The 14,434-nt window shown below is 61.2% G+C and carries 13 protein-coding genes; 10 read left to right on the top strand and 3 right to left on the bottom strand.

The window, feature by feature from the left end; all coding sequences use genetic code 11:
* The first annotated feature begins 1 nt into the window (after window position 1).
* Window positions 2-442: a molybdenum cofactor biosynthesis protein MoaE gene (locus tag Q9295_RS07490; protein WP_306679913.1), complete on the top strand. Its 441-nt coding sequence runs from the start codon at window positions 2-4 to the stop codon at window positions 440-442.
* A 46-nt stretch (window positions 443-488) separates the two neighbouring features.
* On the opposite strand, the gene hisG is transcribed toward Q9295_RS07490, so the two are convergent.
* Genes hisG through hisS form a run of 3 tightly spaced genes read right to left on the bottom strand, consistent with a single transcriptional unit; the run spans window position 489 to window position 3,753 of the window.
* Window positions 489-1,196 (bottom strand): ATP phosphoribosyltransferase, encoded by a 708-nt coding sequence (gene hisG, locus Q9295_RS07485; RefSeq protein WP_306679912.1) that lies wholly within the window; start codon window positions 1,194-1,196, stop codon window positions 489-491.
* The gene (locus Q9295_RS07480) at window positions 1,193-2,287 is read right to left on the bottom strand and encodes an ATP phosphoribosyltransferase regulatory subunit (RefSeq protein WP_306679911.1); all 1,095 of its coding nucleotides are present in this window, start codon (window positions 2,285-2,287) and stop codon (window positions 1,193-1,195) included. Before Q9295_RS07480 ends, hisG begins: the two co-directional genes overlap by 4 nt.
* Complete coding sequence (gene hisS, locus Q9295_RS07475; protein WP_306679910.1) at window positions 2,284-3,753, bottom strand: histidine--tRNA ligase; 1,470 nt, start codon at window positions 3,751-3,753, stop codon at window positions 2,284-2,286. The genes Q9295_RS07480 and hisS overlap by 4 nt, the downstream gene beginning before the upstream one ends.
* Window positions 3,754-3,827: 74 nt before the next feature.
* On the opposite strand from hisS, the gene Q9295_RS07470 reads away from it, so the two are divergent.
* From Q9295_RS07470 to Q9295_RS07430, 9 genes are all read left to right on the top strand, one after another.
* Window positions 3,828-4,028: a SlyX family protein gene (locus Q9295_RS07470; protein WP_306679909.1), complete on the top strand. Its 201-nt coding sequence runs from the start codon at window positions 3,828-3,830 to the stop codon at window positions 4,026-4,028.
* Window positions 4,029-4,289: 261 nt separating this feature from the next.
* Window positions 4,290-5,633, top strand: coding sequence for a trimethylamine monooxygenase (locus Q9295_RS07465; RefSeq protein ID WP_306679908.1), 1,344 nt, complete (start codon window positions 4,290-4,292; stop codon window positions 5,631-5,633).
* A 366-nt stretch (window positions 5,634-5,999) separates the two neighbouring features.
* Window positions 6,000-7,322, top strand: coding sequence for an ammonium transporter (locus Q9295_RS07460; RefSeq protein ID WP_306679907.1), 1,323 nt, complete (start codon window positions 6,000-6,002; stop codon window positions 7,320-7,322).
* Window positions 7,323-7,527: 205 nt separating this feature from the next.
* Complete coding sequence (locus Q9295_RS07455; protein WP_306679906.1) at window positions 7,528-9,291, top strand: trimethylamine N-oxide permease; 1,764 nt, start codon at window positions 7,528-7,530, stop codon at window positions 9,289-9,291.
* A 169-nt stretch (window positions 9,292-9,460) separates the two neighbouring features.
* Complete coding sequence (locus Q9295_RS07450) at window positions 9,461-10,600, top strand: aminomethyl transferase family protein (protein WP_306679905.1); 1,140 nt, start codon at window positions 9,461-9,463, stop codon at window positions 10,598-10,600.
* Between the two features lie 70 nt (window positions 10,601-10,670).
* Window positions 10,671-11,288: a dimethylamine monooxygenase subunit DmmA family protein gene (locus tag Q9295_RS07445; protein ID WP_306679904.1), complete on the top strand. Its 618-nt coding sequence runs from the start codon at window positions 10,671-10,673 to the stop codon at window positions 11,286-11,288.
* On the top strand, window positions 11,285-12,244 hold the full coding sequence (locus Q9295_RS07440) for a PDR/VanB family oxidoreductase (RefSeq protein WP_306679903.1): 960 nt from the start codon (window positions 11,285-11,287) through the stop codon (window positions 12,242-12,244). Before Q9295_RS07445 ends, Q9295_RS07440 begins: the two co-directional genes overlap by 4 nt.
* Window positions 12,245-12,253: 9 nt before the next feature.
* Window positions 12,254-13,327 (top strand): heme-dependent oxidative N-demethylase family protein, encoded by a 1,074-nt coding sequence (locus Q9295_RS07435; protein ID WP_306679902.1) that lies wholly within the window; start codon window positions 12,254-12,256, stop codon window positions 13,325-13,327.
* Window positions 13,328-13,379: 52 nt separating this feature from the next.
* Window positions 13,380-14,357: a GlxA family transcriptional regulator gene (locus Q9295_RS07430; RefSeq protein ID WP_306679901.1), complete on the top strand. Its 978-nt coding sequence runs from the start codon at window positions 13,380-13,382 to the stop codon at window positions 14,355-14,357.
* The last annotated feature ends 77 nt before the right edge of the window (window positions 14,358-14,434 follow it).

The following is a 14,434-nucleotide window of genomic DNA, read 5'->3' as shown; positions in this document are numbered from 1 at the left end:
GATGCGCATCGCGGTACAGTCTCAGCCCTTCGAACTGGGCGCCGAGACCGAAGCCTTCGCATCCGCCGCATCTGGGGCCGGGGCCATCGTCACCTTCACCGGCATTGTGCGCGACACCAATCAACGCCTCGCCGCGATGGACATCGAACATTACCCCGGGATGACCGAAAAGGCGCTGACCTCCATCGCCACCGAGGCGCAGGCGCGCTGGTCGCTCAGCGATGTGCTGGTGATCCACCGCCATGGCCGGCTTGTCCCCGGCGAGATGATCATGATGGTCGCCACCGCCGCGCCGCATCGGGCCGATGCCTTTGCCGCGGCCGAATATTTGATGGATTACCTGAAATCCCGCGCGCCGTTCTGGAAGAAAGAAATCGGCGCGGACGGCGCGGAATGGGTGGCTGCAAAAGACAGTGATGAGGCAGCCTTGCAGCGCTGGTAGGCGCTGCAAAGTATTGATTTTACGGGCATAAGTGCAAAGTCAGCGCTTAAAGCGCGGGCGCCGTCAGCCCCATAAGTCCCGCCAAACGCGCCAAGACCGCCTGCTCGGCTGCCGACCAAACAGCTGTCTGCGACAAGAACAACGTCGCTTGGCTTTGGTGCACCAACCCGTCCGACAGGATCTTCAGGTGGTTCGCCCGCAGCGTCTCGCCGGTCGAGGTGATATCGGCGATCGCCTCAGCCGTTAGGTTCTTCACCGTGCCCTCGGTCGCGCCCTGACTGTCGACCAGCGCGTAATCGGCAACGCCATTCGCGGTTAGAAACTCGCGCACCAGCCGGTGATATTTGGTGGCAATCCGCAGCCGGTGGCCGTGGCGTGCCCGGAAAGCCGCCGCGGCTGCGTCAAGATCGTCCAAGGTTTCGACATCGATCCAAGCCGAGGGCACCGCGATGATCAGATCGGCATGGCCAAAGCCCATCGCCGCCCAATCGACGACCTGCGCCGACCAATCGGCCAGCTTGTCGCGCACCAGGTCCGAGCCGGTGACGCCCAGATGGATCCGCCCTGCGGCCAGCTCTCGCGGGATCTCTCCCGCAGAAAGCAGAACCAATTCAACGCCTTCGACGCCGTCGACGGCACCGGAATACTCGCGCTCGTTGCCAGTGCGCGACATCGTCACGCCGCGCTGGCCAAACCAGTCGAAGGTCTTTTCCATCAACCGGCCCTTAGAGGGCACACCGATCTTCAGCATCACAAAGCCCCCCGCAACCGCGCGACAAGGCCGGGGCGGATGATGCCGCCCACAGCCGGGATCGACTTGCCGGCGCCCAAGACCGCCGTCAGCGCGTCGTAGCGGCCGCCGCTGGCAATGGCGGGCAGCCCTGCAGGGCCTTGGAATGTAAAGACAAAGCCGTCGTAGTATTCCAAGGTGCTGCGCCCGTGACTGGCCGCGAAGGGCAGGCGGGTCACGTCGATGCCGCGGCTGGCCAAAGCATCGAGCCGGGCCGCGAAGGCCTCGACCGCGGGTAGAATGGCGGGCAGCATTGGGGCGATGCCACGCAGATGCTCTAAAGCAGCGCGGGCCGGGGCTTCCAAGCTTAGAAGATCGTAGAGCAGAGCCGCTTCGGGCGCGGCGATCGCTGGGGTTTTGGCATCCTCCAAGAGCGCCTCGGCGCGGGCGGCGATATCCTCGGCACTGCGCAGACCGACCAGCGGGCCAGCGGCTTGCACCAGATCCAAAGGATCACCCGCCGCAAGGCGCTGCAAAAGGCCCGAGTGGGTGGCCGAAATCGGGGCGCGCCCGGCAAAACGGTCAAGCAAGGCGCGGAAGCGTTGCGGCCGCCAGATGTGGCGCAGCAAGGCGGCTTTGCGCCGCTCGGTGGTGCTAAGGCCGCGCACAGCGGCCATCAAAATGCCGATATCGCCGGTCTCAGGGCGCAGGTTCAACCCGGCCAAGAGCTTGTCAAACAAGGCAAAAACCTCGGCATCCGCCTTGGAGGCATCGCGGTCAAAGACCTCATAGCCGACCTGCATATATTCGCGGGCGCGACCGTCGAGATGCTCTTGGCGACGGAAAACCTCGCCCATATAGGCATAGCGCGCGGGGTCGGCGCCGCCCGACATATGCGCTTGCACCACCGGTACGGTGAAATCCGGGCGCAGCATCATCTCGCCGTTCAACGGGTCGGCAGTGACATAGGCGCGGGCGCGGATATCCTCGCCGTAAAGGTCCAGCAAAGTGCCGGCAGGCAGCAGGATATCGGCCTCAATCGCCGAGGCGCCAGCGGCCAGAAGGGCGGCATGCAGCTGCTCGGCCTCGGCCCGGATGATGGATTTCGCGGTCATTGCCCCAACATCTTGCGTACAGCCGCAACCAAATCCGCCCGCGGCACCTCGATCTGGGCCGGGCGATCTTTCCATTCCTCAAGCGTGGCATTCTCGGCGATTTTCGCGCCAAGGATGAGATCTTTGAGGATCACCTTGCCAGCTTCCGCTTCATTGCCACCTTGGATCACCGCCACGGGAGAGTTGCGTTTATCGGCGTATTTCAATTGGTTGCCGAAGTTCTTCGGATTGCCAAGATAGGCCTCGGCGCGGATGCCAGCCTGACGCAGCTCGCCCACCATCGCCATGTAATCGGCCATCCGGTCGCGGTCCATCACGGTCACGACCACCGGGCCGGTGGTGTCGGCATCGACGCGGCCCTTGGCGCGCAAAGCCGCCAGGAGCCGGTCCACACCAATGGAAACGCCGGTCGCTGGCACGTCTTGGCCGGTGAAGCGCTTGACCAAACCGTCATAACGCCCGCCGCCCGCGACGGAGCCAAACTGCCGCTTGCGGCCTTTTTCGTCCAAGATTTCAAAGGTCAGCTCGGCTTCAAACACGGGGCCGGTGTAATAGCCAAGACCGCGCACGACACCCGGATCCAAGATGATCCGGTCCGAGCCATAGCCCTGCGCTTCCAAAAGCCGCGCCATCGTCTCCAACTCGGCCACACCCTCGGCACCGACGGCGGAAGACCCGACCAACTCGCGCAACCGTGCGCAGGTCTCGGCCCCGGTGTCGCGGCGGGCGGAGGTGAAGCCCATCACCACCTCGGCCTGCTCATCGGTCAGACCAGCGCCTTTGGTGAAATCGCCCGACTCGTCCTTGCGGCCCGCGCCAAGCAAAGCCCGCACGCCGGTCTCTCCCAGCCGGTCAATCTTGTCGATCGCCCGCAAAACGATGCCGCGCTCTTCGGCTTTGTCGTCACCCGCCAAACCGGCGACTTCCATCACCCCGTTCAGCACTTTGCGGTTGTTGATCTTCACGACATAGTCGCCGCCAAGGCCCAAAGTCTCGAACACATCCGACAGCATCGCGCAGATCTCGGCATCTGCCGCAACCGAAGCCGAACCGACCGTATCCGCGTCGCATTGATAGAACTGACGGAAGCGACCGGGGCCGGGCTTTTCATTGCGCCACACGGGGCCCATTGCATAGCGGCGATAGGGCGAGGGCAAGTCGTTGCGATATTGTGCCGCGACCCGCGCCAAGGGCGCGGTCAGGTCATAGCGCAAAGCCATCCAATCCTGATCTTCATCTTGCCAAGCGAAAACGCCTTCGTTGGGGCGGTCCACATCGGGCAAGAATTTGCCCAAAGCTTCAACCGTTTCCACCGCGCTCGTCTCCAGCGGATCGAAGCCATAACGATGGTAAACCTCGGCAATGCGATCGAGCATCGCCTTGCGCTCGGTCACCTCGGGGCCAAAATAGTCGCGGAACCCTTTGGGGGTTTCAGCGCGCGGGCGGCGGATTTTACCATCAGACATGGGGAGAAGCCTTGCATCGAACGGCCTTTCCTGTAGCGGATGGGCCACCTGCGGGCAAGTCAGAGGCGAAAACTATGGAACGGATCGAGGCGCTGGAAGAGCGGATGGCGCATTTGATGCGGGCGGTCGAGGATCTTTCTGACGTTGCAGCCCGCCAAGCGCGCGAGATTGAGGTGCTGGAGCGCCGGGTTCGGCTCTTGATGGAGCGCGCGGCCGAGGAAGAGGCGATCGCCGCCGAAGCTCCTGCCGCCAATGTTCGCCCGCCACATTGGTAAACGTCGCAACTGGACCCACCACGCCAGCGCTCCACGCGTTCTTTTCCAGCAAAGCCCCCTGAAACCGGGGCCGCAGCTTTTTCCTATTCAGCGGATCTTTGCCCAACCACACCTGCATCTGCGGGGCGGCTGCGGAATGTCTGGGGAATGACGTTTCCTTACAGGAAGAATATTTGACAGAGGCGCAAGCCGTCTCTTACGCTCTCGCCCAAGGCAACAGTTATGGATTGCCAGTCAGTACGACAGGATGCGGAGGAATTTATGACCAAGCGAGTGGCGATCATCGGGGCCGGACCCTCGGGCCTTGCGCAATTGCGCGCGTTCCAATCGGCCAAGGCCAAAGGAGCCGACATCCCCGAGATCGTTTGTTTCGAGAAGCAGTCGAACTGGGGCGGGCTTTGGAACTACACATGGCGCACCGGCTTGGATGAGCATGGTGAGCCGGTGCATTGCTCGATGTATCGCTATCTGTGGTCGAACGGCCCGAAAGAGGGTTTGGAATTCGCCGACTATTCCTTTGAAGAGCATTTCGGCAAGCAAATCGCCAGCTACCCGCCGCGCGCTGTGCTTTTTGATTATATCGAAGGCCGGGTGAAAAAGGCCGGGGTGCGCGATCTGATCCGTTTTTCGACCACGATCCGCATGGTCACCTATAACGAAGATCGCGGCAATTTCACCATCACGGCGCATGATCTGAAGAATGACCGGATGTATTCCGAGGATTTCGACAATGTCATCGTCGCCTCGGGCCATTTCTCGGTGCCGAATGTGCCGGAATATCCGGGTTTTGACCGCTTCAACGGCCGCGTGCTGCATGCGCATGACTTCCGCGATGCGCGCGAATTTGCCGGCAAGGATCTCTTGCTCCTGGGCGCGTCCTACTCGGCCGAGGATATCGGCTCGCAATGCTGGAAATACGGCGCCAAATCGATCACCACTTGCTACCGCTCGGCGCCGATGGGCTTCAAATGGCCGGACAATTGGCAAGAGGTTCAACAGCTTGTGCGGGTGGATGAGAACACCGCCTATTTTGCGGATGGCTCTTCTAAGAAGGTCGATGCGATCATTCTGTGCACCGGCTACAAGCACCACTTCCCCTTCCTGCCCGATGACTTGCGGCTGAAGACCAAGAACCGGCTGGCGACGGCAGACCTCTATAAGGGTGTCGCCTATGTGCATAACCCCAAGATCTTCTTCCTTGGCATGCAAGACCAGTGGTTCACCTTCAACATGTTCGACGCCCAAGCGTGGTGGGTGCGCGATGCGATCATGGGCCGGCTGAGCATTCCCGCCGATAAGGCGGTGCTTGAGAAAGACGTGGTCGACCGCGTCGCCGCCGAGGATGCCGGGGCCGATGCCCATGATGCGATCCACTACCAAGGCGAATACGTCAAAGAGCTGATCGCCGAGACCGACTACCCGTCCTTCGACGTCGATGGCGCTTGCGAGGCCTTCTTCGAATGGAAGGACCATAAGAAGGCCAATATCATGACCTTCCGCGACAATGCTTACCGCTCGGTCATCACCGGGACGATGGCGCCAGTGCATCACACGCCGTGGAAGGATGCGCTGGAAGATACGATGGAAAGCTATCTGAAGAATTAATCGCCGCGACCCGAGGCCTAGGCTTCGGGCGGCACCCAGCGCCAGATATCAAAGGGGCCCCGGTGTAAACCGGGGCCTTTTGCATGCGCGCAGGTGATCTTGTGCTGCATGCGCCCGCAGCTGCCGGAAGGCGCATTTCAGCACATTGATGGCGGATTCTGACGACTAAGGGGAAATTTTCTTTCTTCTGGGGTGAATTTCTCCTTTGTAGCGGGTCTGAACTGCGTCAGTCTGTCGCATGATGGGCGACCACACTCTCTTTCTTATTCCGGGCGCTCCTCCAAATCAGCCGTCGGCACTGACCGGGCGGCGATACCGAACAGGGAGAGTACTTTGGAAACTGCCGCACCTTTTTTTGCAGAACAGGTGACACTCAACCAACTGGTCCAAAACCTCGTCTATGCCTCAGGCACGGTCGGGGCGATCATGGTTGCGGTTGGCCTGCTGCTGATTGACGCCGCCACCACGCGGCGCAAAAATCACTATAATTCGACGATCGAGAAGACCTTGGGCTTCTTCATCGGCTTCACCACCTATTATTGCATCGGCTTTGGCTTCTGGGCCGCGCAATATTACTTCATCGCCGACGCAACTTTGATGGACAGCATCAAGGATTGGTGGATTGGCGGCAATCTGGTCAATGCCAAGGCGCATCAGGTTGATCCCGCGATCTTCCCGGGCCTTAACACCTTCCAGATCTTCGTCTTCTTCTTGGCCTGCTTTGCCGGGATCTTGAACATCCTCTTCCACTTCGCGGTGGCCGAGCGGATGAAGGCCTCGGCCTATTACATCTTCGCCGTGGTCGCCACGGTGGCCTCTTCGGCGCTAAGCCTTGTGACTTGGGGCTCGGTTGGGCCGCTCACCAATGCGGGCTTCCACGACTTCTTCGGCGTGGGCTTTGTTTATATGTTCCCGGCGGGCATGGCCTTGGCGGTGACGCCGATGCTGGCACGGCGTCCGGGCATGTTTGAGCCGCATCCCAAAGTGCCGGGCTATTATGCGCCCAGCATCGGCCTTGCGGCGGGGGGGCTGCTGACCATCTTCGCAGGCCTGCCGATGGTTATCATGTCTTGTCTGTTCTTCATCGACCCCGAGGCGATGGCCGTGTCGGTGACGATGGCGGACACTTCGGTCGGCATCACGCTGAACAACTACGCTTTGGCTTGGGCCGGGGGCGCGATTGGCGGCGGGATCATCTCTTATACCACCAAGAAATACGCCTATCTCCTGCTCGGTCCGCTGGCGGGTTATGTCGCCGGGGCTTCGGGCTTCGATGTCTATCTGCCGTGGCAGATGTTCCTCTTGGCCTTGTCCGCTCCGGTCGTCAGCTACCTCGTCTATGAATTAACCCTGAAGCGGAAGTTTGACGAGCATAAGCTGACGCCGCTTTTCGTCGGTGCCGGGGTCTATGGGATGCTGCTCTTGGGCATCTTCAAAGCGGGTACGCCGCGCGGCGGCTATGTCGGCATCACCGAAGGCCAATATGCCTTCCAGCATGGTGAGATCAGCTTGCTGATGCAAATCGCCGGGGTCGTCACCTGTATTGGTGCAGGCTTCGTGGTCGGCAAAGTCACCGCTTTGATCCTGAATGCCGTCATCGGCCTGCGGGTCAGCGAAGAAGAGCTGGTCGAGGGCTTCGACAAAGCGCTTTGGGGCCTTGAGGATGACTACCCCGAGCGCCGGGCATGATCTCTTAGCAACGTTTGAATAGGCCCGTCGGAGACATCCGGCGGGCCGCCTTCAAAAGAAGGGTTCACCACCATTGACGAGTGGCCAGCGGGTCGCCCCGCCGGAGGAAATGCGCAGTCATGCGACAGATCAACGATGCTGCCGGACGGCGCAATGACCCCAAAGGTCGCCCCGAACCTGCAGCGCTCTCGACAGGAGTGAGGGAATGACGACGGAAACCAGTTCGGGCCAGATGGTCCGCGCGTTAAGTTGGAAGGGCGCCTTTTGGGTTGCGGCCGGTGTGCCGCCTCTGGTGCTGTTCTCGATCGGCGGCATCGCCGGGACCACGGGCAAATTGGCCTTCTTGGTCTGGATCATCTCGATGTGCATGGGCTTTATCCAAAGCTTCACCTATGCCGAGATGGCGGGGATGTTCGGCAACAAGTCGGGCGGCACCTCGGTTTACGGCGCCACGGCTTGGCTGCGCTATGGCAAGATGATCGCGCCCCTCTCGGTCTGGTGCAACTGGTTCGCTTGGTCGCCGGTGCTGTCTTTGGGCTGTGCGATTGCGGCGGGCTATATCCTCAACGCGCTCTTCCCGATCCCGATGGCGGAAAGCCAGCCGGTGCTTGATTGGATCGCGGCCAACCTAGCCAGCTACACGGCCGAGACCCCTGCGGTGGTCGAATACCTTGCCGCCAATGCCGGTTCGACCGCCGATCAGGCGATCCAAGCCGTGGCTTCGGCCGATGCGATCTCGGCGCTGACCCCGTGGTTCCGCACCTTTGAGGCCTTTACCATCGTTATTCCCGGCCTCGGCACCTTGCATTTCAACTCGACCTTCCTGATCGGCGTGGCGCTCATGCTCGCCATTCTGCTGATCCAAGAGCGTGGCGTGGCGCAAACCGCCGCCGCGCAGAAATGGCTGGCGATCATCGTGCTGATCCCGCTGTTGCTGGTCGGCCTCGTGCCGCTTCTGACCGGTTCGATCAATTGGATGAACGTCACCAACCTCTTGCCACCCACCGCCGCCTATTCCGGCGTCGATGGCGAATGGAACATCGGCGGCTGGACGCTCTTCTTGGGCGGTCTCTATATCGCCGCTTGGTCGACCTATGCCTTTGAGACTGCGGTTTGCTACACCCGCGAGCTGAAAGACCCCAAGACCGACACCTTCCGCGCCATCTTCTACACGGGCCTTCTCTGCGCGGTCTTTTACTTCCTGATCCCCTTCGCCTTCCAAGGCGTCTACGGCGCCCATGGTATGCTTGAGCCGGGCATCGTTGATGGCACCGGCATTGGCGAGGCTTTGGGCGCGATGATCGGCGGTGGCCCGGTGATCACCCAGATCTTCGTGATCTTGATGATCATGGCGCTTTTCCTTGCCATCATGACCGCAATGGCCGGCTCTTCGCGCACGCTCTACCAAGGCTCGCGGGATGGCTGGCTGCCGAAGTTCTTGGGCGATGTGAACAAGAACGGCGCGCCGTCCAAGGCGATGTGGACCGATGTAGTCTTCAACATCTTCTTGCTGGCCTTGGCCTCGGATGCGACGGGCTATTTCTACGTGCTGGCGATCTCGAACGTTGGCTACATCATCTTCAACTTCCTCAACCTCAACGCCGGTTGGATCCACCGCGTCGATTCCGCCCATATGGAGCGCCCATTCCGCGCCCCCACTTGGCTCATCGGCTTCAACACCTGCCTTGCCTTCGTGAACGCGATGTTCCTTGGCGCCGGGGCCAAGGTCTGGGGCTATGAGAACGCGCTCTGGCACGGCTCGATCTTCGCCGCGATGATCTTCCCGGTGTTCTGGTATCGCCATTACATCACCGATGGCGGCAAATTCCCCAAACAGGCCTATGACGACCTTGGCATGCCTTATGGTGAGCTGGGGCCGCGCAAGGCGGGCATCAAGCCCTATCTGGTGCTGGTTTTGGGGGTCTGCGTGGTGCTTTGGGCGAATTGGTTCTTCGTCCTGCCCTCGTAAAAAATCCCCAAATCAACCTGCAAAGGGCCGCTTTCGCGGCCCTTTCGCATTTCGGCCCGCATCCGCTGGCTATTTCCCTGCGAAGAAAAAAAGTTGCTTATAAATGTTGATTTCGCATCGGAATCGACCCAGACTTCCTGCCAAACAATAAGTCTACAGGGAGACTATCATGACCAACTCCTGGCGTTTTTCCGCCCTTGGTGACCGCCACCGCGCGCTTGGCTCTGATCTGGAAGACTGGAGCGGCATGGGCACGGCCTGGTCCTATACCTCCGGCGATCCCGATGCCGAATATATGGCGATCCGCACCAAAGCCGGGCTGATGGATGTCTCGGGCCTGAAGAAGGTGCATATCACCGGGGCAGGGGCCAGCCATGTGATCGAGCGCGCCACCACCCGCAACATGGAAAAGCTGATGCCGGGTCGCTCGGTCTATGCCACCATGTTGAACGAGCAGGGCAAATTCATCGATGACTGCGTGATCTACCGCTTGGCGCCCAACAGCTTCATGTTGGTGCATGGCGCAGGTTCGGGCTATGAATCGCTGACCATGGCCGCCGAAGGCCGCGATGTCTCGATCCGCTTTGACGACAACACCCATGATCTGTCGCTGCAAGGCCCGGCCTCGGTCGACTTCCTTGAAAAACACGTCCCCGGCATCCGCCAGCTGCCCTATTTTGCCCATATGCAAACCAGCCTCTTTGGCAAGCCGGTGATGATCTCGCGCACCGGCTATACCGGCGAGCGCGGCTATGAGATTTTCGTGCGCGGCCAAGATGCGGGCGAGGTTTGGGACCGTATCTTGGAAGACGGCAAAGACATGGGCATCATCCCCTGCCGCTTCACCACGCTCGATATGCTGCGGGCCGAGAGCTACTTGCTCTTCTTCCCCTACGACAACTCCGAGATGTACCCCTACGACAACGAAGGCCCCGGCGATACGCTTTGGGAGCTGGGCCTCGATTTCACCGTCTCGAAGGACAAGGTCGGCTTCCGCGGCGCGGAAGAGCATTACCGCCGCAAGGGCAAAGAGCGCTTCAAGATCTGGGGTCTGAAGCTTGAGGGCAAGAATGCCCCCGGCAATGGCGCGCCGGTCTTCAAAGACGGCAAGCAGGTCGGCGTTGTGACGCAAGCGATGTATTCGCCGCTGAACGATTGGACCGTCGCCATTGCCCGCCTGCCGGTCGATTGCGCCAATAACGGCACCAAGCTTGAGGTGCGTTGCGGCACCCATGGCCCGATCGCGGCCACCAGCCATTCGATGCCCTTCTACGACATCGAGAAAAAGCGCCGCACCGCCAAGGACTGATCTGACCGATCAAGCCGCGGGGCTTCTGACCGGGCCCCGCGGTTCACGCCTCAGCCCACCGGAAGCCCCTATGACCCTAACTCCTGTTGAGCCGACCATCAAAAGCCGGCCGGTCTATGCGCCGCTTGAGCCGCGTCCCGGCCATCTGCATCTCATCATCGCCGATGGTGAGGGTGCTGATGCCGTGACCGATATGCTGGCCAAAACCTCTGATGCCGGGCAGCTGCTTGCCAGCGCCCATCTGATGTATTGCCCCGGCCCGAATGGCACCGATCTGACCGAGAGGCTCCGCGCGCTGGGCGCTTTGCAATTCTTCCGCGCCCCCACGATCCCAGCGCTTTTGCCGCGTCTGAAGCGGGTGCTGGTCGATGCCCATATGGGCTCGCAATTCTACCTTGCCGGGACCGAAGGGCTTTGCGGCCAAGCGGAAACCGCGATCATGCAGACCGGCTTCCCGGCTTCTGCCATCCAGAAAGAACATCGCGGCTCCACCGTGCGCCGCGTGCAATGCGTGCATTGCAAGGGCATCACCGAGAATGTCGCCACCGATCCCTTCCAATGCAGCCATTGCGGCCTCAGCCTTTTCGTGCGCGATCATTACTCGCGCCGCCTTGCCGCCTTCCAAGGGGTGAATATCGATGCAGAAGACCCCGGCGATGTGCCGCCCAGCGTGGTGAGGTTCAAATGAGCGTCGCCAAACTCCAGGTCCGGGTCGAAGAGGTCGTCCCCGTCAATGAGCTGATCACCCGCTTCCGTTTCGTCAGCCGCAACGGCGCGCCTTTGCCCGCCTTCTCGGGCGGGGCGCATACCGTGGTCGAGATGGAGGATCACGGCACCCGCCGGATGAACCCCTATTCGCTGATGTCGGACCCTTCCGACACCCGCGGCTATGAAATCTCGGTCCGCCGCGATGATCAGGGCCGGGGCGGCTCGCTCTTCATGCACCGGCATGTGAGGCCGGGGATGGAGATGGTGATCTCGAACCCGGTCAACCTCTTCGGCCTTGATACCCGCGCCAAGAAGCACCTGATGATCGTCGGCGGCATCGGCATCACGCCCTTCCTGTCGCAAACAGCCCAGCTTGCCCGCCAAGGCGGCCAGTGGGAGATGCATTACGCCGCCCGCAACCGCGCCTTGGGCGCCTATATGGACCGGCTGACCGGGGCTTACGGCGACAGGGTGCATTGCTACTTTGACGAAGAGGGCGACAAGATCGATCTTGCGCGCCTTTTGGCCACCCAGCCGATCGGCACGCATCTTTATGTATGCGGCCCCAAGGGCATGATCGCTTGGGTGCTGAAGACCGCCGCCGCTATGGGCTGGCCGCCGCAAGCGCTGCATTCCGAAGAGTTCATCGCGCCCCCCACCGGCGCGCCCTTCGAGGTGCAGCTTGCCGCCTCGGGCAAGACCATCACCGTCGGCCCCGCGCAATCGCTCTTGGAGGCGATCGAGGCGGCGGGCGTCGATGCTCCCTACCTTTGCCGGGGTGGTGCTTGCGGCCAATGTGAGACCAATGTCCTGCGCCATGAGGGCGAGATCCTACATGCCGACCATTGGCTCACCGATGAAGAGAAAGCCTCCAACTGCAAGATCATGCCCTGCGTCAGCCGCTTTGCGGGCAAAACCCTTGTCCTTGACCGCTAGGAGCCACGAATGAGCCTTGATTTTAAACCCGGCGCTTTCAATGACTTCTTCCGGGAGGAAACCTTCCGCGGCGATTTCACCTATCGAAACTCGCCGCATAACATCCGCCGCTTCCCCTTCCCCTTTGACCGCGACGATTACATGTATGCGGTCAATATGGAGCCGCATGTGCCGGGGCGGATCGGCTCGGTCTTTGAGAAGACCTTCGATGTGGATGAGCATTACGTCGCCGAGATGATCGACCGCGCCAAAGTGCTGGCCGATGATCCTTTGCGCTGCCAATCCTTGCCGCATATGACGCTGGCGGGCTGGGATCTTTTGGAACTCATCATGGAGTCCAAGGCCCGCGACTACCCCGAATGGTTCAGCCTTGAGAAGAACGGCAACCGCTGGCGCTGGATCAACCGCCCGCTCGGCATCGATCACAGCTTTACCTTCCTTGATGAAGCGACCCTGCCTTACGGCCCGATGGAATATATCACCCGTCAGACCCAAGGCGATTTCACCTTGCAAGATGAGCGGGAGGGCACGCTTTGGATGGATGCCGGGATCGCCACCTCTCAGGCCGATTGGTCGGTTGATTTCGACATTGGGATGAGCTGGCATGAGTGGCACGCCCCGGTGCCTTTGGCGCATGAGATGGGCATCTTCGACCGTGCGTTGAAGTTTCTGTTGAAGCTGCAACACGGGGCCCCGGTGCGGCGGTTCAACTGGACGATGACGGTCAACCCGCTCCTCGATACCGCGCCCGAGACCTATCCGAAATGGGGCCCGACCAAGACCAGCCTCACGCAAGAGAACCTTGGCCAGAAACAGCATCTGCGGGTCGAGCTGCAGACGCTTTACCGCCTGCCGCGCTCCAACGCGATCGCCTTTGACATCCGCTGCTATTTGGCCTCTTTCGATGAGCTGATGACGGTGCCGAAATGGGCCCGTCGCCTGCACCGCGTGGTCCGCGATATCCATCCGGACTTGGCAACCTATAAGGGCTTTATCCGCAACCAGCCCGCGATGGTGGAGTGGCTTTCCAAGTATGACGACGGCAAACCAACATCCCCCGGCTGGTGGCCTGAAGAGGCCTGAGGGCGCCAGCGGACAATCGGGAACCCCGACGCCTCTGCGTTTGGGGTTCTTGATGTTCCCCGGCTTTCCAATGGCTTGCCTCACCCAAGCGATTGAGCCTTTGCGCGCCGCGAATGAAATCGTCGGCCGGCGTGAGTTTGTCTGGCAACTCGTGGCCGAGACGGCGCAGCCGGTGCGCTCATCGGCTGAGATCGGCTTTGACCCCGACGTGACGCTGCAAGATGTGGCGGGCTTGGACCAACTTTACCTTCTGGCCCCACCCGATGCCGAATTTGCCGATCCGCGCCGCAGTCCGGCGCGGTTGCGGTGGCTCGACCGCACCGGCGTGACCTTGGGCGCCTTTTCGGGTGGCATCTTCCCGCTGGCCCGTGCCGGGTTGATGGAAGGCCGGGGCTGCGCCGTCCATTGGTGCTATGAGGCCGCTTTCAAAGCCGAATTCCCCGATGTGACCGCGCTTGAAACCGCCATCCATACCGAGCGGCGGCGCAACACCGTGGCAGGCTCCGGCGCGGTTTTTGATCTGATGCTGCGACTGGTGGAAGAGCGTTTGGGCCGCGATTGCATGACGGAAGTGGCCTGTTGGTTCCAACACCCCTTCCTGCGCGACGCCGATGCCTCGCAAAAGGTGCCGGTCGCGCGGGCGGCCAATACCGCCGACAACCTGCCGCCGCAGATCCGCGACGCGATTCGCCTTTTTGAGACCCATGTCGAAGACCCGCTGCGCATTCCCGATGTCGCGGCGGCGGTCGGCCTCTCCGGGCGGCATTTTGAGCGGCTTTTCAAGCGTGAAACCGGCCAAAGCCCTTTGCGCTATTACCATCACCTGCGGCTCTCCAAGGCGCGGCAAAGGGTGCTTTATACCAATGATTCTTTGCGCGACATCGCGGCCTCGGTCGGCTATCTCACCTCCAGCCCGATGATCCGGCATTACACCGAGCTTTTCGGCGTATCGCCCAAGGACGAACGTCGCCTGACCCTATCAATGCGGCAGGCTCGCATGTCGCCGCCCCGGGTTGAGGCGGCAGAGTGAAGCTTGCTCACGCGGGATTGCGCGCGGAGCGGCCGCAACAGAGCTTGTATCGTCAAAGAGAGTTGATATTCTCTTTA

This window comes from Pseudogemmobacter lacusdianii (assembly GCF_030848395.1).
Taxonomy (GTDB): Bacteria; Pseudomonadota; Alphaproteobacteria; order Rhodobacterales; family Rhodobacteraceae; genus Pseudogemmobacter; species Pseudogemmobacter lacusdianii.
This window is presented reverse-complemented; position numbering and strand designations above follow the sequence as displayed.

Bases quoted from the DNA above. Each gene is read 5' to 3' on its own strand.
- Q9295_RS07490 (WP_306679913.1), top strand. From the start codon at position 2: ATGCGCATCGCGGTACAGTCTCAGCCCTTCGAACTGGGCGCCGAGACC.
- Q9295_RS07480 (WP_306679911.1), bottom strand. From the start codon at position 2,287: ATGACCGCGAAATCCATCATCCGGGCCGAGGCCGAGCAGCTGCATGCC.
- hisS (WP_306679910.1), bottom strand. From the start codon at position 3,753: ATGTCTGATGGTAAAATCCGCCGCCCGCGCGCTGAAACCCCCAAAGGG.
- Q9295_RS07470 (WP_306679909.1), top strand. From the start codon at position 3,828: ATGGAACGGATCGAGGCGCTGGAAGAGCGGATGGCGCATTTGATGCGG.
- Q9295_RS07465 (WP_306679908.1), top strand. From the start codon at position 4,290: ATGACCAAGCGAGTGGCGATCATCGGGGCCGGACCCTCGGGCCTTGCG.
- Q9295_RS07455 (WP_306679906.1), top strand. From the start codon at position 7,528: ATGACGACGGAAACCAGTTCGGGCCAGATGGTCCGCGCGTTAAGTTGG.
- Q9295_RS07450 (WP_306679905.1), top strand. From the start codon at position 9,461: ATGACCAACTCCTGGCGTTTTTCCGCCCTTGGTGACCGCCACCGCGCG.
- Q9295_RS07445 (WP_306679904.1), top strand. From the start codon at position 10,671: ATGACCCTAACTCCTGTTGAGCCGACCATCAAAAGCCGGCCGGTCTAT.
- Q9295_RS07440 (WP_306679903.1), top strand. From the start codon at position 11,285: ATGAGCGTCGCCAAACTCCAGGTCCGGGTCGAAGAGGTCGTCCCCGTC.
- Q9295_RS07435 (WP_306679902.1), top strand. From the start codon at position 12,254: ATGAGCCTTGATTTTAAACCCGGCGCTTTCAATGACTTCTTCCGGGAG.
- Q9295_RS07430 (WP_306679901.1), top strand. From the start codon at position 13,380: ATGTTCCCCGGCTTTCCAATGGCTTGCCTCACCCAAGCGATTGAGCCT.